At 71.4% G+C, this 20,104-nt stretch carries 16 protein-coding genes and 1 tRNA gene; 12 read left to right on the top strand and 5 right to left on the bottom strand.

All coding sequences use genetic code 11. The features are described from left to right. Nucleotides 1-9 precede the first annotated feature (9 nt). Nucleotides 10-83: transfer RNA gene (locus KZC56_RS11310), tRNA-Met, on the bottom strand. 80 nt (nucleotides 84-163) lie between these two features. Between KZC56_RS11310 and KZC56_RS11315 the strand changes: the two genes are divergently transcribed. Further along, complete coding sequence (locus KZC56_RS11315) at nucleotides 164-970, top strand: carbon-nitrogen hydrolase family protein (RefSeq protein WP_136044825.1); 807 nt, start codon at nucleotides 164-166, stop codon at nucleotides 968-970. Between the two features lie 9 nt (nucleotides 971-979). On the opposite strand, the gene KZC56_RS11320 is transcribed toward KZC56_RS11315, so the two are convergent. Then, nucleotides 980-2,176: an aminotransferase class I/II-fold pyridoxal phosphate-dependent enzyme gene (locus tag KZC56_RS11320; protein WP_136035597.1), complete on the bottom strand. Its 1,197-nt coding sequence runs from the start codon at nucleotides 2,174-2,176 to the stop codon at nucleotides 980-982. Between the two features lie 97 nt (nucleotides 2,177-2,273). Here KZC56_RS11320 and KZC56_RS11325 point away from each other — a divergent pair, with 97 nt between their 5' ends. From KZC56_RS11325 to KZC56_RS11335, 3 genes are read left to right on the top strand one after another with little or no spacing between them, the layout of a single operon-like run. Beyond that, nucleotides 2,274-3,815 carry a S1C family serine protease gene (locus KZC56_RS11325; protein WP_247638588.1) on the top strand — a complete coding sequence of 514 codons (1,542 nt, stop codon included), beginning with the start codon at nucleotides 2,274-2,276 and terminating at the stop codon, nucleotides 3,813-3,815. Nucleotides 3,816-3,866: 51 nt separating this feature from the next. Next, the gene (locus tag KZC56_RS11330) at nucleotides 3,867-5,120 is read left to right on the top strand and encodes a CDP-glycerol glycerophosphotransferase family protein (protein WP_136035937.1); all 1,254 of its coding nucleotides are present in this window, start codon (nucleotides 3,867-3,869) and stop codon (nucleotides 5,118-5,120) included. Then, the gene (locus tag KZC56_RS11335; protein WP_247638589.1) at nucleotides 5,117-6,553 is read left to right on the top strand and encodes a CDP-glycerol glycerophosphotransferase family protein; all 1,437 of its coding nucleotides are present in this window, start codon (nucleotides 5,117-5,119) and stop codon (nucleotides 6,551-6,553) included. Before KZC56_RS11330 ends, KZC56_RS11335 begins: the two co-directional genes overlap by 4 nt. Nucleotides 6,554-6,565: 12 nt before the next feature. Here KZC56_RS11335 and KZC56_RS11340 read toward each other — a convergent pair whose 3' ends face one another. Beyond that, nucleotides 6,566-7,591, bottom strand: a complete 1,026-nt coding sequence (locus KZC56_RS11340; RefSeq protein WP_136030000.1) for a glycosyltransferase family 2 protein — start codon at nucleotides 7,589-7,591, stop codon at nucleotides 6,566-6,568. A 148-nt stretch (nucleotides 7,592-7,739) separates the two neighbouring features. On the opposite strand from KZC56_RS11340, the gene KZC56_RS11345 reads away from it, so the two are divergent. The 6 genes from KZC56_RS11345 to KZC56_RS11370 all read left to right on the top strand — a co-directional run bounded on the left by KZC56_RS11345 (nucleotide 7,740) and on the right by KZC56_RS11370 (nucleotide 13,631). Then, nucleotides 7,740-9,023 (top strand): CDP-glycerol glycerophosphotransferase family protein, encoded by a 1,284-nt coding sequence (locus KZC56_RS11345; RefSeq protein ID WP_136035935.1) that lies wholly within the window; start codon nucleotides 7,740-7,742, stop codon nucleotides 9,021-9,023. Next, the gene (locus tag KZC56_RS11350) at nucleotides 9,020-9,790 is read left to right on the top strand and encodes a biotin--[acetyl-CoA-carboxylase] ligase (RefSeq protein WP_247638590.1); all 771 of its coding nucleotides are present in this window, start codon (nucleotides 9,020-9,022) and stop codon (nucleotides 9,788-9,790) included. Before KZC56_RS11345 ends, KZC56_RS11350 begins: the two co-directional genes overlap by 4 nt. Nucleotides 9,791-9,847: 57 nt before the next feature. After that, a complete protein-coding gene (locus KZC56_RS11355) occupies nucleotides 9,848-10,402 on the top strand; it encodes a PH domain-containing protein (RefSeq protein WP_168442799.1) in 555 nt (184 codons plus the stop codon). A gap of 61 nt (nucleotides 10,403-10,463) precedes the next feature. After that, a complete protein-coding gene (locus KZC56_RS11360; protein WP_136035339.1) occupies nucleotides 10,464-11,588 on the top strand; it encodes a 5-(carboxyamino)imidazole ribonucleotide synthase in 1,125 nt (374 codons plus the stop codon). Nucleotides 11,589-11,712: 124 nt separating this feature from the next. Continuing rightward, the gene (gene purE, locus KZC56_RS11365) at nucleotides 11,713-12,180 is read left to right on the top strand and encodes a 5-(carboxyamino)imidazole ribonucleotide mutase (protein ID WP_136029996.1); all 468 of its coding nucleotides are present in this window, start codon (nucleotides 11,713-11,715) and stop codon (nucleotides 12,178-12,180) included. After that, a complete protein-coding gene (locus KZC56_RS11370; protein ID WP_247638591.1) occupies nucleotides 12,177-13,631 on the top strand; it encodes an LCP family protein in 1,455 nt (484 codons plus the stop codon). The genes purE and KZC56_RS11370 overlap by 4 nt, the downstream gene beginning before the upstream one ends. A 166-nt stretch (nucleotides 13,632-13,797) precedes the next feature. Here KZC56_RS11370 and KZC56_RS11375 read toward each other — a convergent pair whose 3' ends face one another. Next, nucleotides 13,798-14,382 carry an LAVTG motif-containing sortase-dependent surface protein gene (locus tag KZC56_RS11375; protein WP_136029937.1) on the bottom strand — a complete coding sequence of 195 codons (585 nt, stop codon included), beginning with the start codon at nucleotides 14,380-14,382 and terminating at the stop codon, nucleotides 13,798-13,800. Nucleotides 14,383-14,525: 143 nt separating this feature from the next. Further along, nucleotides 14,526-16,289, bottom strand: coding sequence for a DUF4012 domain-containing protein (locus KZC56_RS11380; protein WP_136035337.1), 1,764 nt, complete (start codon nucleotides 16,287-16,289; stop codon nucleotides 14,526-14,528). A 142-nt stretch (nucleotides 16,290-16,431) separates the two neighbouring features. Here KZC56_RS11380 and KZC56_RS11385 point away from each other — a divergent pair, with 142 nt between their 5' ends. Beyond that, on the top strand, nucleotides 16,432-17,505 hold the full coding sequence (locus KZC56_RS11385; RefSeq protein WP_247638592.1) for a glycosyltransferase: 1,074 nt from the start codon (nucleotides 16,432-16,434) through the stop codon (nucleotides 17,503-17,505). Between the two features lie 101 nt (nucleotides 17,506-17,606). After that, a complete protein-coding gene (locus KZC56_RS11390; RefSeq protein ID WP_136029931.1) occupies nucleotides 17,607-20,048 on the top strand; it encodes an FG-GAP repeat domain-containing protein in 2,442 nt (813 codons plus the stop codon). The last annotated feature ends 56 nt before the right edge of the window (nucleotides 20,049-20,104 follow it).

Here is a 20,104-nt window from a genome sequence, read left to right on the forward strand (position 1 = left end):
CCTTCTTTGTTGCGGGGACAGGATTTGAACCTGCGACCTCCGGGTTATGAGCCCGGCGAGCTACCGAACTGCTCCACCCCGCGGCACAAGAAGTAACTTATCACGGATTCCGAGGGTCGTCGAATCGAGCGCGGGAGTCCCGGGGGTGCGAGAGGATGGGGCCATGTCCGAGACCGCCGTCGCCGTCGCCGTGTGCCAGTTCGCCCCGACCGCCTCCCGCGAGGACAACCGCGACACGATCGCGGCGCTCACCGCCGAGGCGGCGGCGCGTGGCGCGAAGCTCGTCGTGTTCCCCGAGTACGCGAGCTACTTCGTCGACCCGCTCGACGAGAGTCTCGCCACGCACGCGGAGACACTCGACGGCGACTTCGTGTCCACGCTCACCGCTCTCGCGGGGGAGTACGCGGTCGTGATCGTCGCCGGGCTCGTGGAGCGGGCGTCCACCGAGGGGCACGTGCGCAACGCCGTCGTGGCCGTGGACGGGAGCGGCGTGCTCGCGGTCTACCGGAAGCAGCACCTGTACGACGCCTTCGGTCAGACCGAGTCCGACTGGATCGAGGCCGGCGAGCTGACGGAGCCCGCGGTGTTCGAGGTCGCTGGGCTGCGCTTCGGGCTGCTCACCTGTTACGACCTCCGGTTCCCCGAGGTCGCCCGGCTCCTGGCGGTCGCGGGCGTCGACGCACTGGTCGTCCCGGCGGAGTGGGTGCGCGGTCCGCTCAAGGAGCATCACTGGACGACGCTGCTCGCGGCGCGCGCGATCGAGAACACGGTCTATGCGGTGGCGGCCGATCACCCGGCACCGATCGGAGTCGGGCATTCGCAGATCGTGGATCCGCAGGGGGTCGTCCTGGCCGGAGTGGGCAGCGCGCCCGGCATGGCGGTCGGCGTGGTGGAGCGCTCGGCCGTCGAGCGGGTGCGGCAGGTGAACCCGGCGCTGCGCCTGCGCCGCTACGACGTCGTGCCGCGCTGAGGACCCGCGTCAGGCGGAGGCGAGGCGGCGGGCGGCCTCCTCGAGCACCTCGGTGCGTTTGCAGGCGGCGAAACGCACGAGTCCGGCGTAGTCGGCCCGATGCTCGGCCGACACGAAGGCCGTGAGAGGAATCGCGACGACGCCCGCCCGCTCCGGGAGGGTGCGGCAGAACGCCGCGGCATCCGACCCGCCGAGTGCGCTGGCGTCGGCCACCGTGAAGTAGCCGCCCCGGGGCGCGTGCACCACGAAGCCCGCGGCGCGCAGGCCGTCTCCGAGGATCTCGTGCTTGTGGGCCAGCGTGGTGGTGGCGTCGCGGAAGAACGCGTCGTCGAGGCGGAGTCCCCGTGCCACAGCCGGCTGGAACGGTGAGCCGTTCACATACGTGAGGTATTGCTTCACGGTCAGGACGGCGGTGATGAGCGCCGCAGGTCCGTGCACCCAGCCGATCTTCCATCCCGTGGCCGAGAAGGTCTTGCCCGCGGACGAGATGGTCAGCGTGCGCTCGGCCGCGCCGGGCAGGGTCGCGATCGGCGTGTGCGGGCCGTCGAAGGTCAGATGCTCGTACACCTCGTCGGTGACGATGACGGCGTCGTGGAGCTCAGCCAGCCGGACGATCTCGGCCAGCACCTCGGGGCCGAACACCGCTCCGGTCGGATTGTGGGGGTCGTTGACGAGGATGAGGCGCGTGCGGTCGGTGACGGTCGCGGCGAGCTGTGCGAGATCGGGCTGGAAGTCCGGCGCGCGCAGGGGGACGGTCCGCAGCCGGGCCCCGGCCAGGGCGACCGCTGCGGCGTAGGAGTCGTAGTACGGCTCGAACACCACGACCTCGTCGTCGGGGCCGTCGATCAGTGCCAAGAGCGTCGCGGTGAGCGCCTCGGTCGCGCCGGCTGTGACGATGACCTCGGTGTCCGGGTCGACCTCGAGACCGTAGAACCGCCGCTGGTGCTCGGAGATCGCGGTGAGCAGGTCGGGGACGCCTCGTCCCGGCGGGTACTGATTGGCGCCGGAGGCGATCGCTGCCCTCGCTGCCTCGAGCACCTCCGCGGGCCCGTCCTCGTCGGGGAAGCCCTGGCCGAGGTTGATCGCGCCGGTTCTGGCCGCCGCGGCGGACATCTCTGCGAAGATGGTGGGCGCGACGGTCCCGTCTGCGGACAGCAGGCCCGCACCGGCCGCCGTGCGCTGCCATGCGCCGGGTATGACACTCATGAAGAACAGGCTAAGGCCATAGCCGAAACTCACGCTCGACATACGAAACGCACAGGCACACGCGCCATCCTGAAGGGGCGTCGAAGGAGCAGACACCATGAACGAAGACAACCCCCAGGACCACACCGCACCCGCGTCGAGCGATGCCGTGCCCACCCCGCCCGTCCCGCCGATCCCGTCCGGCGACGGCCACTCGACCGCCGCCGGCCCGACCGCACCGAACGCGAACCACACGTCGGGGCCCGCGCCCGCGCAGGGACACGAGGTGCCGTCGACGTTCGCGTCGCACGCCCCGGTCGCCCCGATCGTCGCGCCGGTTCCGCACGGCCTCGCCGCGCCGGGCTCGACCCCGAACGCTCCGGGCGCCGCATTCGGCGTCCCCGCCACCGCGCCCTCCGGCGCCCACGCGCCGTCCGACGGCAACGCCCCCGCGGCGACGAAGGAGAAGTCCCGCGGAGGAACGCGCATCGCCGCGTTCGTCGTGGCGGCCGCCCTCGTGGGAGGTGTCGCCGGGTTCGGCGGCGGTGCGCTTCTCACGGGCTTGCAGGATCGCCCGTCGTCCGGCACCGCGCAGGGCCCGCAGACCGTCACCGTGAACAACCCCGGATCGGTCAACGAGACCACGGCCGTCGCCACCGCCGCCCTCCCCTCCGTCGTCACGATCGAGGTCGCGGGATCGCAGGAGGCCGGCAGCGGCTCCGGCGTGATCATCAGCAAGGACGGCTACGTGCTCACCAACACGCACGTCGTGACGCTCGGCGGTGCCGTGGCCGACCCGACCATCCGGGTGACCGCATCGGACGGCCGCATCTACGACGCCACGGTCGTGGGCACCGACCCGATCTACGACCTCGCGGTCATCAAGCTCACCGACGCGAAGGACCTCACCCCGATCGAGTTCGCCGACTCGTCGAAGCTCAACGTCGGAGACACCGCGGTCGCGCTCGGCGCCCCGCTCGGCCTGGCGAACTCGGTCACGACCGGTATCGTGAGCGCGCTGAACCGCAGCATCCAGATCGCCTCGTCGGCGCTGCCGGACTCCTCGTCCGAGGATGCGCCGGAGCAGCAGTCGCCACAGGAGGGCCAGGGCCCGTTCCAGTTCGACATCCCGGGCAGCGGCGGCCAGCAGACGACGGACTCCATCTCGGTGGCCGTGATCCAGACGGACGCCGCGATCAACCACGGCAACTCCGGCGGTGCGCTCGTCAACAGCAAGGGCGAGCTGATCGGGATCAACGTCGCGATCGCCAGCTCGGGCAACTCCGAGGACTCGGGATCGATCGGCATCGGCTTCGCGATCCCCTCGAACATCGCCAAGCGCGTGTCCGAGGAGATCATCGCCGACGGTGCCGCCACGCACGGGCTGCTCGGCGCCTCGGTCCGCGACGCCTCGGGTGTTGAGGGAGCCACGGTGTCCGGGGCGTACATCGCCGACGTCACGCCCGGGGGCGCCGCGGAGGACGCCGGTCTGAAGGCCGATGACGTGGTCACCGAGTTCAACGGCGTCCCCATCACGGGCGCCACCGACCTCACCGCGCAGGTGCGCGCGGCGGCTGCGGGCAGCAAGGCCACCGTCACGTACGTGCGCGGCGGCAAGGAGTACGACGTCGACCTGACGCTCGGGACGCTCGCCGGCTGAGGCACCCTGCTCCGGACGGAGGGACGCCACCTCGCGCGATAGGCTCGCGGGGTGGCGTCCTTCTCTTTCGGCACCGGCAATGCGGCCAAGCTGCTCCGCATCCCGCTGTACGCCCTCGGACGCCTCGGCACACTGCTCGTCCCCCGGGGCCGGCGCTGGGTCTTCGGCTGCGGCGCCGGGATCGGCGACGGAGCTCTTGCGCTCCAGCGTCACGCCGCCGCTCTCGGTCACGACACGCTCTGGCTCACGGCCGACGACCGCGAGGCGCGCGACGCCGCTGCGCTGGGCATCCGCACCGTTCCCCGCTCGGGGCTGCGCGGCTGGTGGGCGACCGCGCGGGCCGGAGTCGTCGTGGTCACGCACGGACTCGGTGATGTGAACCGGTACGCGAACGGCGGTGCGTTCGTGGTGCAGCTGTGGCACGGCATCCCGCTCAAGCGCATCGGGCTCGACTCGCCCGCGACGACACAGGTTCCGCCGGTTCCGGGTGCCCCGCTGCTGCGGCGCCTCATCGGGGTGCTCTACCGCGCAACGGCGCAGCGCATCCGTGTGCTGCCCGCGGCATCCGACCGGGCCCGCGGGCGCCTGGAGTCGGCATTCGGACTGGGCGACGACCGGGTCGTGGTGACCGGCGAGCCGCGCGTGGACGTGCTGTCCGCCGGCACCGAGGCGGAACGCCGCGCGGCGGCGCGCGCCGTGCTGGTCGGTGCCGCGGGGGAGTTGCCGCCCGCCGCTCGGGTGCTGCTGTATGCGCCGACGTGGCGTGACGGCGCTCCCGATCCGTCCGTCCCGACCGCTCAAGAGTGGATCGAGGTCGTGCGGCTGCTGGAGCGCCACGATGCTGTGCTCCTGGTCCGTTCGCACCCCCTGGGCGCCGGCTCCTACGCGCCGCCCCTGCCGACCGCCAGGGTCCGGATGCTGCCGAGCGCGGTGCTCCCCGATGTGACACCGGCTCTCGCCGCGGTCGACGTGCTGGTCACGGACTACTCGTCGCTGGCGTACGACGTCGGACTGCTGCGCATGCCGGTCGCGTTCCTGGCGCCCGACGCGGAGGAGTACGCCCGCACCCGCGGCTTCTATGGACGCTACGCGGATGTCGCCACGACCGGTGCGGCCGAGGGATGGCAGGCGCTGCTGTCAGAGCTCGACGCGCTCCTGGGGGATCCCGCCGCCTTCGCCGATGCCGCGACGCGGTCCGCTACGCTCAGCGCGGAGATGCACGCGTTCCGCGACGGGGAGAACACCCGTCGCGTCTACCGGGCGATCCGCTCGCGGGGTGTGCCCGCGCCGAAGGGAGCAGCATGACGACGGCCCGCATCGATGTCGAGGCGGAGGCGCTGATCATCGCCGGGTCCGGCCAGCGACCCGGTATCGCCGAGCTCGCCGGACCGCGGGCGCGGGTGTCCGCCCGCCTGACCGGTGGCGGCACGACGTGGAAGGCGACGTTCCCGCTGCAGGCGTCGCGGTGGGGCGGGCCCGAGCTGCCGCTGCCGTCGGGCGAGTACGCGCTGTCGATCGAGGGCGTGGATGTGACGGAACTCCGCATCGCTCCCCTCGTCCTGCGTGGCGTGCGGATCGCGGTCGACGGCGCCACGGTGCGCATCGCGGCGCCGATCGATCCGGTGTACGACACCCCGGAGGGGCGATCGACGCTCGAGGAGCGCTACGTGTCGCAGGCTGGCGGCACCGAGAACGCGGTGTTCTTCGAGAGCTTCTACGGCCGCAGCGTCGGCTGCAACCCGCGGGCCATCGACCGCGAGCTCGCGCAGCGGGCACCGGAGGTGCGCCGCTACTGGAGCGTGGTCGATCTGTCGGTCGCCGTGCCCGACGGTGCGATCGCGGTGGTGGAGGGCAGCCCGGAGTGGTGGCGTGCCCGCGGTGCCGCACGTCTGCTGATCGTGAACGACTGGCTGCGCCGACGGTTCGCGCGCAAGCCGGGACAGAAGGTGCTGCAGACGTGGCACGGCACCCCGCTCAAGCGGCTCGCCCTGCACCGCCCCGGCTTCGACCCGCGCCGCATGGCGGCCGTGGTGAAGGAATCGCGGCGGTGGGACGTGCTGCTGGCGCAGAACACCTACGCCGAGCGCATCCTCCGCAAGGCCTACGCGTTCTTCGGTCGTCCGATCTGGGTCGACGGCTACCCCCGCAACGACGCGCTGATCACGGGCGACCCTGCGGCGGTGCGTGCGGCGCTCGGCATCGGCGACGAGGAGCGCGTGCTGCTGTACGCGCCCACCTGGCGTGACGACCGCGCGGAGATGGTCGACTTCGTCGACCCCGAGCTCCTCGCCCGTCAGGCGAACGCGGTGGTGCTCGTCCGCGGGCACTCCCGCACGCTCGAGCAGGGGAGGGACAGGGCAGGGGCCCGTGTGATCGATGTCACGGGCTACCCGGAGACATCCCAGTTGCTGCTTGCCGCCGACGCCCTCGTCACCGACTACTCGTCGGTGATGTTCGACTTCAGCGTGACCGGCAAGCCGCTCTACTTCCTGGTCCCCGACCTCGACCACTACCGCGGGCAGCTGCGCGGGTTCTACTTCGACCTCGCCGAGCGGGCTCCCGGTCCGCTGGTGCGCACGCAGGACGAGCTGGTGGCGGCGCTCGACGATCCCGAGCACGAGCAGAGGTACGCGGAGCGCTATGCGGCGTGGCGTCGGCAGTTCAACACGCGCGACGACGGGCACGCGGCGCGACGGGTCGTCGACCGCATCCTCGACCTGGGGTTCGTGACCCGCTGATCACCCCGCAGGTCAGGGCAGCGGCGTGTTGCGGCTGCCCAGGCGCGAGGCGTCCACCGTGTCTCTGGCACCGCGCAGCACGCCGGTCAGGAACCCGAGCCCCCAGGACAGGTGCATGGTGGGCAGCACCGCGAGAGTCCACAGTCGTTGCCGCAGGTCTCCGCCGCCGCGCGCACAGGCGACGGCCACCACGAGCAGGACGTACAGGACGATCGGACCGTAGACGAGCACGGACGCCAGGATCGACGCCACCCCGCCGAGCACGCCCGTGAGCTGCAGCACGCCGACGACCACCGCCAGCACCACGAGCAGCACGAGGGCGGGCGGCGCGAAGTAGCGGAGGCCGTTGCTGCGGCCGAACCGCCGGACGAGCTCCCCACGCCACGCCCCGGTCGCCCGGAACTGTCGCGCCAGGCGCAGCCAGTTCTCGCGCGGCCAGTAGGTGACGGACAGCTCCGGGTCGAACCAGACCGCGTGGCCCGCCTGCCGGATGCGCAGGTTGAGCTCCCAATCCTCGCCGCGGCGGATGGTCTCGTCGAACAGGCCGACCTCGTCGAGCACCGCGCGGCGCATCACCCCGAGGTAGGCCGACTCGGCCTCGCCCTCGGTGCGGCCTCCGTGGTACGCGCCTCCGCCGAGTCCGACGGGGGAGTTGTAGAGCCGGGCGACGGCCTTCTGGAACGGCGTGCGCCCCTCCGCGTGCATGACGCCGCCCACGTTCGCCGCTCCCGTGCGTGCGAGCGTCTGCAGGGCGTGGGCCGCGTAGCCGGGGGCGAGTTCGGAGTGCGCGTCGACCCGGACGATCGTGGGGTAGCGGCTTGCGCGGATGGCGGCGTTGAGCCCGACCGGGATGTGGGCGGCGGGGTTCTCGACGAGCCGGATGCGGTCGTCGGCGGCGGCCAGACCGCGTGCAAGCTCGGTCGTGCCGTCGGAGGAGGGCCCGAGAGCGAGGACCAGCTCGGTCGGACCCCCGACCTCCTGCGCGAGGACGGACTCGACCGCGTGCCGAAGGTAGGCGCGCTCGTTGAGCACCGGCATCACGAACGACACTCCGGTCGCGGGGTCGGTCGTCTTCTCTGGGGGCACACGTCGATCATGTCACGGCGGCTCCCTCGCTGGCTGAGGGCTGTCCACCGCTCGCGTCCCTCCGCCGGGAGGGGCGCGAGCGACGAACTATCCTGGAGGGATGGGTGCACTGTCTGATGCGAAGAAGGCCTACCGTCTGCTGCGACGGGCACTCGAGTCCCGCTCTGCCGTGCAGCGCGTGCGCCGTCGGCTCGCCGAACGGGAACCCTACCCGCCCGAGCACTTCCAGATCGCGGTGTACTTCGCCGACGGTGCGGTCAACATGTACCAGATGCGCCAGTGGTACCGACCCCTCGCGGAGCTCTCGAAGCGCTGGCCCGTCGTGGTGCTCTCGCGCCAGGCGACGGGAGCCGAGAAGCTGCTCGACGAAGATGCGCCTCCCGTCGCGTTCGTCCCGAAGGTGCGCGATCTGGAGCGTTTCATCGCGACGCAGGACATCCGCATCGTGCTGTACGTCAACCAGAACACCCGGAACTTCCAGATGTTCCGCTACGGTCGCCGCTGGCACGTGTTCATCAACCACGGCGAGTCCGACAAGATGTACATGACCACGAACCAGTACAAGGCGTACGACTGGGCGTTCGTGGCAGGGCAGGCCGCCCGCGACCGGCTGTCGCGCACGCTGTGGGACTACGACGTGGACCGTCGCACGATCGAGATCGGCCGCCCGCAGGCCGACCACTACTCGGGCGTGCTGCCCTACGCACCCGACGACAGGATCGTGGTGCTCTACGCGCCGACGTGGGAGGGCGACCGGCCGAGCGCCCACTACGGGTCGATCGCCTCGCACGGCGAGGCGCTCGTGTCGGCGCTGCTCGCGAGCGGCCGTCATCGTGTGATCTACCGGCCCCATCCGCGCAGCGGTGTGGTGGACGAGGCCTACGGTGCCGCGCACCGCCGGATCCTCGCGGCGATCGCTGCCGCCAACGCGGCCGATCCCGCCGCGCAGCACGTGTACGACGACGGTCCCGAGCTGGGGTGGCAGCTCGCGGCGGCCGATGTCGCGGTGGTCGACATCTCCGCGATGGTCTACGACCGGCTCGCAGCCGGCAAGCCGCTGATGATCACCCGCCCCGTCGACCCGGAGGCCGCCGTCGACACCACCGGCTACCTCTCCGATTGCGAGTGGCTGACGGTCGAGGGTGCGACTGACATCGTCTCCGAGGTCGACCGGGTGCGGGCCGACGAGGCGGCCGTCGCGCGGCTGCGCATGTGGGTGCAGCACTACTTCGGCGACACCACCCCCGGAGTCGCGACCGCGAAGTTCCACGGGGCGATCGAACAGCTCATGCAGGAGTGGGATCGCTGGCGCGCCCACGAGGTGGGAACCGTGCGCGACGATCAGAACGACGACGACGAGGAAGCCGAGGACGAGGACGCATGAGCCTCGATCTGCCGCGCACCGCCGCAGTCGCCTCCCGGCTCGTGGTCGTCGAGGCCACCGGCTCGACGAATGCCGACCTGCGCGCTTCCGCGGCAGATCAGCGGGCCTGGCCGCACCTGTCCGTGCTCGTCACGGAGGATCAGACGGCGGGGCGCGGACGCCTGGATCGCACCTGGGTCGCGCCCGCCGGTACCGCGCTCGCGGTCTCGGTGCTCCTCCGTGACCTTCCCCGTGATCCGGCTGTTCGCGGCTGGATCCCGCTCGCCGCCGGGCTCGCACTGGCCGATGCGGTCGCCGCACAGCTGCCCGCCTGCGAGGTCGCCGTGAAGTGGCCCAATGACGTGCTGGTCAACGGTGCGAAGATCTCCGGGATCCTGGCGGAGGCGACGGCCGACGCCGTGGTGGTCGGCGCAGGGGTGAACACGCGCATGTCGCGGGAACAGCTGCCGGTGCCGACAGCCACCTCGTTCGCAGCGCAGGACGCCGCCGTCGACGAGGACCTGCTGCTCGTCACCTACCTCATGGGGCTCGACCGGTGGCTGACCGCGCTCGCCGCGGGGGAGGACGCCCTCACCAGCGGACTGCACGCCGCGGTGACGGCGCGCTGTGCGACCGTCGGCCAGGCGGTGCGCGTCTCGTTGCCCGACGGCAGCTCTCTCGAAGGAACCGCCGGCGCCCTCGACCCGGACGGGCGGCTGCTCGTGGTCGCCGACGGCGCGACGCGCGCGGTCTCCGCGGGCGACGTGGTGCACGTGCGGCCCGCGTGACGCGGGACACGCCGCCCGGCGACCGGCGTTGTCGGTGTCCCGGGGCACAATGGTGGGGTGACCCAGCCCGTGACGCTCGGCGGGCGGCCGCTGATGCCGCCGCCCGGGGCCCCCGCCGAAGAGCTGCTGATCGCGCGCTTCCGTAGCCACGCGCGACGCCTGTTCTGGTCCGCAGTGGTGCTCATCGCGACGTTCGGGCTCACTGCCTACCTGTACGGCAACCTGCCGGCCGGGTTCGAGAACTGGATGCTGCTCGCCGCAGCCGGCGCCGTGGTCCTGCTCGCGGTCGTGGTCCCCTTCGTCGTCTGGTACTCGCGCACCACCACCATCACGACGCGACGGGTGATCGCGCATCAGGGCATCGGTTCCCGGCAGCGCAGGGAGATGTCGCACGCGCGTGGGTACACGATCGGGGTGCGCCGCGGACCGCTCCAGCGCCTGTGGGGGTGCGGCACCGTGACGCTGTCCAACGGCGTCGACGCTCCGCTGCGGCTGCCGAACGTCCCGAACGTGACCCTGGTGCACGAGACGCTGGCGGACCAGATCGAGGTCGGGCAGATCCTCGCGCACCGCGACGCACAGGCCACCGCCGACGACACCGACGCCCTCTGACCCGCGGTCCCTCGCGCGCCCTCGAGTGCGGAAGAATGGGACCAACGAATGGAGGCGGCACATGGCGTTGCGCGTTGGCGTGATCGGCGGAGGACAGCTGGCACGGATGATGATCGCTCCGGCGGTCGAGCTCGGGATCGACCTGCGGGTGCTCGCGGAGGACGAGGGCATGTCCGCCGGGCTCGCGGCCACGGCCGTCGGCGACTACCGCGACCTCGCGACGGTCCGCGCGTTCGCCGAGGGCGTCGACGTCATCACCTTCGATCACGAGCACGTGCCGCAGGACGTGCTGCGGGCCCTCGTCGCCGACGGCGTCGCGGTGCACCCGGGGCCCGATGCGCTCCAGTTCGCCCAGGACAAGCTCGCGATGCGTGCCCGTCTCGCCGACCTCGGGGTGCCGCAACCCGAGTGGGCGGCGGTGCGGAACGTCGCCGAGCTGCAGTCCTTCCTCGACGCCCAGGGTGGCGCGGCCGTGGTCAAGACCCCGCGGGGCGGCTACGACGGCAAGGGCGTGCGCGTCGTCCGCTCCGCCGACGACGCACGGGACTGGCTGGACGCCCTCGGTGAGGGGGAGGCACTGCTCGCTGAAGAGCTCGTGCCGTTCGTCCGCGAGCTCGCCCAGCAGGTCGCCCGGCGCAGCGGGGGAGAGATGATCGCGTACCCCGTGGTCGAGACCGTCCAGCGCGATGGGGTGTGCGCCGAGGTCATCGCGCCCGCCCCGGCCGCCGGCGATCGGCTGGTCGAGGTGGCGGAGGGGATCGGACGCACCATCGCGGAGGGTCTCGGCGTCACCGGCATGCTCGCGGTCGAGCTGTTCGAGACCGACGACGAGCGCATCCTCGTCAACGAACTGGCCATGCGTCCGCACAACAGCGGGCACTGGAGCCAGGACGGCGCCGTGACCGGACAGTTCGAGCAGCACCTGCGCGCGGTCGCCGACCTGCCGCTGGGCAGCACCGCTCCTCGCGCGTCGTGGTCGGTGATGGTGAACATCCTCGGCGGCCCGATCGGCGCCACGCTCGACGAGCGCTTCGCGTCGGCGATGGCGGAGCACCCCGGCGCCAAGATCCACACGTACGGCAAGGCGCCGCGTCCGGGTCGCAAGGTCGGACACGTCAACGTCGCCGGGGAGGACCTGGACGACGCGGTGTACGTCGCTCGGGCGGCCGCCGCGCACTTCGCGTGACGCGAGGCGGACGGGACCTGGACGCAGCCGCGTGCCGCTGGGGTGTTCTCCCAGCGCGAGCCCGTAGCCTGTTCTGGTGACAGAGCCACTTCACTCCTCCGCTGCGCCCGTGGTCGGCGTCGTCATGGGGTCCGACTCCGACTGGCGCGTCATGAGTGACGCCTCACAGGCCCTGACGGACTTCGGGATCCCGCACGAGGTCGAGGTGGTCTCGGCGCACCGCACGCCCGACAAGCTCATGTCGTATGCGCGGGAGGCCCGCGCGCGAGGGCTCCGCGTGATCATCGCGGGGGCCGGCGGAGCGGCCCATCTGCCCGGGATGCTCGCGTCGATGACGCCGCTGCCCGTGGTCGGTGTTCCCGTGCCGCTCGCGTACCTCGACGGCATGGACTCGTTGCTGTCGATCGTGCAGATGCCGGCGGGGATCCCCGTGGCGACCGTCTCGATCGGCGGGGCCCGCAACGCCGGCCTCCTGGCCGCCCGCATCCTCGGCGCCGCCGACGCGGAGCTCGCCGACCGGGTCGAGGCCTACGCGGCCGATCTCGAGTCGCAGGTCGCGGCGAAGAACGAACGGCTGAAGGACTCGCTGTGACCCTTGCGCCTCCGCGCGCACGACAGCGCCCGATCATCGAGACCCGGCCGCTGCGGCACCCGGACTCCACCGACCCCGGGATGATGTCGAAACGCGGGTGGTGGCTCATCGCGATGAACCTTCTTCTTCCGGGGTCCGCTCAGGTGCTGGCGGGCAACCGCCGTCTCGGTCGGTTCGGTCTCGGCGCCACGCTCACGGCCTGGCTGCTGGTGATCGTGACCGTCGGTCTCGCCCTGTTCGCCCGACCGGTCCTCCTGTGGCTCACGGTCGCCGGCGGGTTCTTCTCCGCCGTGGTGCTGACGATCGTCCAGGTGCTGCTGGTGGCGTACGTGGTGCTGTGGATCGTGCTGACCCTCGACACCCTGCGCCTCGTGCGGCTGGTCAAGGTCCCCAACCCCTCGCGGCTGGCGATCCCCGTGGTGGCGCTCGTGCTCCTCGGTCTGGTCGGCGGCGCCGCCGGTTACGCCGCGACATCGGTGGGATCCGTGCGGGGAACCGTCGGGGCGATCTTCGGGCAGAGCGGACCGAGCCTCCCGCCGAGCGACGGCTACTACAACATCCTCCTGCTCGGTGCGGACAGCGGGGACGGCCGCGACTCCATGCGTTTCGACAGCATCTCGGTCGTGTCGGTGAACGCCGAGACCGGTGCGGTCACGATCACGGGCATTCCGCGTGAGCTCCCGAATGCGCCGTTCAGCGACGGCAGTCCCATGCAGGCGCAGTACCCGAACGGATTCGAGGGGCACAGCTCGTCGACCTGCGGGTGGAACGGCTGGATGAACCACGTGCGTTACGCCGCAGAGGTGTGCCGGGACGACGGAGGAGCGGAGCTGTACCCGAAGGCGGTCGCCCAGGGCTCCGAGCCGGGCATCGAAGCGACGAAGGATGCCGCCGAGGGCGTCCTCGGGATCGAGATCCCGTACTACGTGTTCGTCGACATGCACGGCTTCGCCGACCTGGTCGACGCGCTGGGCGGGGTCGATATCAACGTCACCGAGCGTCTCCCGAAGGGCGGTCCGCCCGAGGGATGGACCGGGATGGACGTGAACGAGTGGGCGATCGGCTGGATCGAGCCGGGACAGCAGCACATGGACGGCGACACGGCGCAGTGGTACGCCCGCTCGCGCTACACGACCAGCGACTGGGACCGCATGAAGCGGCAGCGGGAACTTCAGGAGGCGATCCTGGCTCAGTTCACGCCGCAGACCGTGCTGACGCGGTTCAACGAGGTCGCCGCGGCGGGCACGGCGTTGATCAGCACCGATCTGCCCCAGGACAAGCTTCCGGAGTTCTTCGATCTGATGCTCAAGGCGAAGGAGCAGCAGGTCACGACGATCGAGCTGACCCCGGATTCGGGCGTGGACGAGCACAACCCCGACTACGGGTACATCCACCAGATGATCCAGCAGGCGCTGCACCCGCCGACGTCGACCCCCACGCCCAGCCCCTGACGGAGGGGGCCCGCTCCGCGTGGGCATGGCGCAGCCCACGGGCGACGCTCCCGAGGGTCGTCGCCCGTGGGCGTCCGGTGCAGCACCGGATTCGCCAGACGACGGTGATCGGAGGGGGAGGGATCACCGTCGTCCAGCCGACCACCGCGCGAGGCGGCAGCCAGGCTCAGGCGCGCTTGCGGCGAACGATCCCGGTGGCGACGAGCGCCCCACCGGCGACCAGGGCGGCAGCTCCACCGCCGAGCACCCACGGCGAGACCGAGCCGCCGGTGAGCGCGAGCTCCATGCCGCCGCCGGTCAGGGGCAGCTCGGTACCCGCGGGTGCGACGGCAGGGTCGTGATCGCAGCTGGACGCGGCGTCGTGGCCGTGCGACACGGTGATCGTGGCGGTGTACGGACGCGAGCCCCCGAAGGCGACGGCGTAGGAGCCCTCACCGTCGGCCGGCGGGCGGAACGTCAGCGTCATGCTGCCGTCGGCGCCGGCGGTGTTGCCGGAGGTCGCGGCCTTGCCCGCGTTCTTGCCGGAAACGGAGACCGCCACGTTCTCGGACGGCAGGAAGTACCCGGGGCCGAAGACGATGGTGGAGACCTCGCACACGTCGATGATCGGGTCGCCGACCTTCACACCGGGAGGCGAGGGGTACGAATCGCTCGATGCGTCCGGAATCGTCGGCGCAGCGGTTGCGATGGTCGGCGCGACGAGTACCAGCGCGCCAGCGGTAAGGCTGATGGCAGCCAGTTTCTTCAGCATGATCTCTCCCCAGAAATGTCACGCGGAATCGCCTCCGGACACACCCCTGCGTCCGACTGCGTGAGGTCTCCTGCCCCCACGGCAGCTTCACAGACCCCAGTTATTCCCCAGTGAGATGACAGTACCCCATTCGAGGGAGATTGTCACGAACCGCAGCGGAGTGTGTCCTTGGTCAGCTCCGGCCCCGTGATCAGGGGGGTGTGCAGCACCTCGGTGAGCCGCTGACCGGCACCCGTGCCCTGGAACTCGACGGTGATGGTGGTCGACTCGCCGGGCGCCAGCTGCACCTCGTGCTGCACGACGGACCGGTCGCCGAGCATCGCCGTCTGAACGCCGTCGTCCTCACCGTCCCTGTCCACGTGGGACGGGGTGGCGCCCTCGGGGCCGTACACCGCGATGAGCGTGCGCACGGTGCCGGGCGGCACGCCGTAGAAGCCGTCGCCCGTCACGTACGGCGGCAGGGAGGTCGCCGCGTCGGCGGGTGCGGTGTTCGTCCAGGTGACGGTGATCTGCGTGGTCGGCTCTCCGTCGCAGCGCCCGACGGCGGTCGCGATCGTGGCGCGCGTGTAGTAGTCCATCTTCGCGCCGGTGCCGTCGTTGAACAGCACGCCCACGTGACTCGTGTCGGCCGAGTCCGGGGGGATCGTGCCGCCGAGGGCGCTCGCGGCGAGCAGGGTCTCCTCGTCCTCGTGCGCGCTCCAGATGCGGATCCGACCCTCGCCCGCGGCATCGGCCAGCGCGCCGATCAGAGCCTGGGGATCGCCGCCCGACAGGGCTGCTCCGAACAGGCCGCCGGCCGCAAGAGCGAAGATGTCATCCTGTGCCACGGGGTCGGGGACGGCCGCGTAGATCTCCGACAGCAGAATGCTCGTGATCGTGTCGGACGTCGCCGTGAAGGGCCCGAACGTCAGGTCGCCCGTGACCTCCATCAGATGCTCGGCGACCAGGGCGTCCACGGCGATCACCCCGTCGACCTGGCCGCCGAAACGCCCGACCCACCGTGCCGCGATCGTCTCGCCGGCCTCGCGGAAGTCGGGGATGCTGGTGATGTTCTGCAGGAACCGTCCTGGGCGATCCTCGAACAGCGCCGTGGTGGACTCGCTCACCGGGAGGGGGACATCGAGGGCGGGGAAGTCGCGCGTGGATGCCTGGCTCTGCAGGGTCACCCGCCCGTTCTCGGCGTGCAGCAGGGCGATCGAGCCGATGATGCCGCCCGAGGAGCGCAGTTCGGCGTTGTTCTGCATCGCGAGCACGTACGTGCGCGGCCCGTCGCCGCCCAGCATCGTGGGCAGGAGCACGGCAGCGCCGTGCAGCGAGCCCACGACCGTCGCCGCCTGCGTGACGGATCCTCGCATCTGACGGATGGCATCGGCGAGAGGGGGCAGCGTCGCATCGGCGTCGATGCGCTTGGCTCGGTCGTCGGCGGAGGTGAGCGACGCCGCGGCGGCGGCCAGGGGCTCCTCGACCTGGGCGAACGGCGCGAGGTTGATCGCGCCGTCGGTGAAGCCCAGGCTCGACAGGTCGAGATCGGCGCCGACCTGCAGCAGGGGTCGCAGCGCCTCGGTCGATACGTCATCCGCGATCTCGGCGATCTCGCTGACGGCCTGGAAGTTCGGACCGACCCACGGCAGGACGCCGAACGCGTGCCAGATCGGATCGGAGGTGAGGTCATGGGCGGAGGCCGCGTTGCGGGCGATGGCATCGGAGATGGGCTCCGCGCCGTCGAGATCGCCCTCCGCGATCGCCTGCTTCAGCTGGGTCGCGCCCTTCGCGACCTGACGCAGATCGTCCACCGCGCCGATGCCGCGGACCGTGACCCAGCCGATGGCGATCACGAGCAGCGTCAGGAGGATGCCGATGGTCCATCCGATCCATCGGCGTCGGGCAGGAAGTCGGCCATCGCTCACTCGAGCATTCAAGCACGGTGGGTACGCGCGAGGCCATGGAGCGCGCACGTGAGGTCATGCGTTGCTGTGGGAACGCTGAAATTGCGGACCGGCGGGCGGTGCGCTCCACGGCTCCGCAGCATGCCGCGGTTAGCCTGAACCCATGGGTGCTCGGCTGCGTGTGGTTCTGGATCAACTGGTGCACGTCGTGGACCAGGACCAGGCCACGGCGGCACGTGAGCTGACGGCGGCGCTCGTCGCGACGGCCCCGTCCGGCTGCGCGGTCGACGCGATCGTACCGGCGGGCGCGCAGGTGGACGTCACCGGGGTCGACGAGGTGCGCACGCTCGGTCTCGGTCGCCGGGAACTGGCGGCCTCGTGGCAGCTGGGCATCGCTCCGGGTGTGGGCGGCGGGATGATCCATGCGCCCACGCTGATGGCGCCGCTCGTGCGCCACGACAGGGTGCACGACCACGATCAGACCACCGTGACGGTGTGGGACCTGTGCGCCTGGGACGACCCGGGCGCCCTGTCGAAGTCGGCCGTGGCCTGGCAGCGCGGCATGCTCCGCCGTGCCGCGCGGCACGCGGACGCCGTGGTCGTGCCGACCCACGCCGTGGGGGAGCGTCTGGCCGAGATCGCCCGACTCGGCGACCGGATCCGCGTCATCGCCGGCGCACCGCCGCACGATTTCGCCGTGCCTGCCGACGCCGAGTCCCGGCGGGGCGCGCTGTCCCTGCCGTCGGAGTACATCGTCCTGACCGGATCGGCGGACACCCTCGCGGCGGGGTTCCGTGGAGCCGTCGCCGCCGGCGTCGATGCCGTGGTGCTCGACGCCCCGGAGGGCTCGGAGCCGCGGCTGGCCGAGGTCGCCTCCGCCGCAGGCCTGCCCGAACGGCGCGCGCACGTGCGCGGTGCGCTGTCGGCAGCGGACCGCGCTGCCGTGCTCTCGGGGGCGTCCGCCTACGCGGCGACGAGGACGGTCGCGGGGTGGCCGTGGCGCGCCGTCGAGGCGCTCACCGTCGGGGTGCCCGTCGTGGCGAGCGATACCGGGTGCCACCGTGACGTGATCGCGGACGGCGGGATGTTCGCCGCGCCGGACGACCTGCCCGACGCGCTCGCCGATGCGGCGGGCAACGGTTCTGCGCGCTTGCGGGTGCTTGCATCGGACCGCTCGCGCGCGTTCTCCTGGGCGGGCGCGGCAGAGAGGGTGTGGAGCCTGCACGCCGACCTGTGAACGGCTGGGAAGACGCTGCACAATCGGGCGACACGCCGAATTCCCCTGGTGGAAACGTCGCAACAGTGGCATCATCCCGCAACTTCCGTCACACTGGTCACATGTCTCGACGTGCCCCACGCTCGCGAAACACCCTGAGGACCTCCCGACTCCTCACCTGTTTCCTCGCCGTCTCCGCCCTCCTCGTCGGCACCGTCGTGCCGGCCACCGCCGCGACGGCCGCCGCTTCCGCTTCCGCGCCCGTCGCCCGCGCGGTCGGCGCCCCCGCGGCGTCGGGGATCGCGAAGAGCACGCTCGCCGGCTTCACGCCCGGCAACATCATCAGCGACGCCGTCTTCACCAACAAGGACACGATGACGGAGGCGCAGATCCAGGCCTTCTTCAACGCGCGCGTCTCGCGGTGCCTCGGCGGCACCGACGAGGACGGTCGTCCCATCGTGTGCATCAAGGACTTCAAGATGACCACGGTCACTCGGGCCGCCGACCAGTACTGCGACGGATACACCGGCGCCGCGAACGAGAGTGCCGCGCGCATCATCTACCGTGCAGCGCAGTCGTGCGGGATCAACCCGCAGGTGCTCATCGTGATGCTCCAGAAGGAGCAGAGCCTGGTCAACCACACGTGGCCCAGCGCCTGGCGCTACGACATCGCGCTCGGACAGGGCTGCCCGGACGACGCGCCCTGCGACCCGCAGTACGTCGGCTTCTTCCACCAGATCTACGGCGCCGCCCGCCAGATGCAGATCTACATGGAGGGCAAGTGGTTCCAGTACTACGCGCCCGGCCGCACCTGGAACATCCTCTTCAACCCGAACCGCGCGTGCGGCTCCTCGCCGGTGTACATCGCCAACAAGGCGACCTCGGCCCTCTACTACTACACGCCGTACCAGCCGAACGCCGCGGCGCTGCGCGCCGGATACGGCGACGGCGACACCTGCTCGGCCTACGGCAACCGCAACTTCTACAACTACTTCACCGACTGGTTCGGCTCCACCCAGGCGCCCCAGGTGCCCTCGCTCGCCTCGGTCAGCTCCTCGTCGTACATGGTCGGCGTCGACAGTGCCGGCGTGCTGTGGGGATACCCGTTCGCGAAGAACGTGTGGGGCAACCGCAAGCAGCTCGCGAGCGGCCTGACCGGGGTCAGCGCGGCCATGGTGGTCGGCGATCTCGACGGCAGCGGCACGCGCGACCTCATCATCCGCCAGGGCAACGGCGTCTCGGTGATGCGCGGCAGCGGCGCCAGCTTCTCGGCACCGCAGTCGCTGAACCTGGACTGGAGCGGCGTGGTGCTCTCCACCGCCGCGGGCGACCTCGACGGCGACGGCATCCCCGACGTGCTCACCACCGCCAAGAACGGCGACCTCATGCTGTGGCGCGGCAACGACAAGGGCGGCCTCCTGCCTGCGATCCGCGTCGGCTGGGGGTGGGCAGGCATGAACATGCTCGTCGGCAACATCGACCTCAACGGCGACGGCAACCCCGACCTCATCGGCAGGGACGCCGCCGGTCGACTGTTCGCCTACTACGGAGACGGCGGCGGCGGCTGGACCGGCTCCCGTCAGCTCGGGCAGGGCTGGGGCGGCATGACCGCGATCTTCGTGCCGGGCGACTTCACGGGCGACGGCGTCAACGACGTGGCGGCGCGCACCGCGAACGGCGACCTCTACATGTACCCCGGCGACGGACGGGGAGCGATCACGTCGAGCGGCAAGATCGGCAACGGCTGGCAGATCCTGTCGGCGCTGACCGGTTCGGGCGACCTCGTCACCAAGCCGCGGGCCATGCCATCGGGCGTGGGCGACGTCGACCGTGACGGCGGACCCGACGTGCTCGGGCTCACGGCACAGGGGAACCTCAACCTCTACCGCGGGAACGGCGCCGGTGCCTGGCGCGGCTCCCAGCAGATCGGCTCGGGGTGGACGGCGGGCGACCGACTGATCCCCATGGGCGACTTCAACGGCGACGGGTACCGCGACCTCGGCCGGGTGACTCCCGACGGACGGCTCTGGCTGATCCCCGGCGTCGCGGGCGGCTACGGGCAGCCCGTCGTGATCGGCAACGGCTGGCAGAACCACACGCTCCTCGTGGGCGGCATCGACTTCGACGGCGACCGCAACACCGACATGATCGCGCGCAACTCCGCCGGCCACCTCGTGTACTACCGCGGTGACGGCAGGGGCGGCTGGGCGAGCCAGGCCATCCAGATCGGCTACGGCTGGGGCGGCTTCGACATGGCCGTCAACGGCGGCGACTTCGACGGCGACGGTCGGGCGGACCTCATCATGCGCACGACCGACGCGCGCCTGTGGGTGTACCCGACCAACGGCACGGGCGGCTGGGGCACGCCGCGTCAGATCGGTGTCGGGTGGGGCGGCTTCAACGCCCTGTTCAGCCCCGGCGACTTCGACGGCGACGGCACCTCCGACCTCCTCGGGCGGCACACGAACGGCAACCTCTACCTGTTCCGCGGTGACGGCCGTGGCGGCTGGGGCGCGAGCGGCGTGATCGGGAACGGCTGGAACACGCTCACCGCCCTCGGCTGAGCGCGTGCCGTGAAGGCGTCCGGACGGGTGCCATAGGATACTGGAGTGCGCCGCGG

The organism is Microbacterium sufflavum (assembly GCF_023091155.1).
GTDB classification, from domain to species: Bacteria; Actinomycetota; Actinomycetes; order Actinomycetales; family Microbacteriaceae; genus Microbacterium; species Microbacterium sufflavum.

Excerpts from the sequence above, each read along its gene's own strand:
- KZC56_RS11315 (WP_136044825.1), top strand. The coding sequence starts at position 164 with ATGTCCGAGACCGCCGTCGCCGTCGCCGTGTGCCAGTTCGCCCCGACC.
- KZC56_RS11320 (WP_136035597.1), bottom strand. The coding sequence starts at position 2,176 with ATGAGTGTCATACCCGGCGCATGGCAGCGCACGGCGGCCGGTGCGGGC.
- KZC56_RS11325 (WP_247638588.1), top strand. The coding sequence starts at position 2,274 with ATGAACGAAGACAACCCCCAGGACCACACCGCACCCGCGTCGAGCGAT.
- KZC56_RS11335 (WP_247638589.1), top strand. The coding sequence starts at position 5,117 with ATGACGACGGCCCGCATCGATGTCGAGGCGGAGGCGCTGATCATCGCC.
- KZC56_RS11340 (WP_136030000.1), bottom strand. The coding sequence starts at position 7,591 with ATGCCGGTGCTCAACGAGCGCGCCTACCTTCGGCACGCGGTCGAGTCC.
- KZC56_RS11345 (WP_136035935.1), top strand. The coding sequence starts at position 7,740 with ATGGGTGCACTGTCTGATGCGAAGAAGGCCTACCGTCTGCTGCGACGG.
- KZC56_RS11350 (WP_247638590.1), top strand. The coding sequence starts at position 9,020 with ATGAGCCTCGATCTGCCGCGCACCGCCGCAGTCGCCTCCCGGCTCGTG.
- KZC56_RS11360 (WP_136035339.1), top strand. The coding sequence starts at position 10,464 with ATGGCGTTGCGCGTTGGCGTGATCGGCGGAGGACAGCTGGCACGGATG.
- purE (WP_136029996.1), top strand. The coding sequence starts at position 11,713 with ATGGGGTCCGACTCCGACTGGCGCGTCATGAGTGACGCCTCACAGGCC.
- KZC56_RS11375 (WP_136029937.1), bottom strand. The coding sequence starts at position 14,382 with ATGCTGAAGAAACTGGCTGCCATCAGCCTTACCGCTGGCGCGCTGGTA.
- KZC56_RS11385 (WP_247638592.1), top strand. The coding sequence starts at position 16,432 with ATGGGTGCTCGGCTGCGTGTGGTTCTGGATCAACTGGTGCACGTCGTG.
- KZC56_RS11390 (WP_136029931.1), top strand. The coding sequence starts at position 17,607 with ATGTCTCGACGTGCCCCACGCTCGCGAAACACCCTGAGGACCTCCCGA.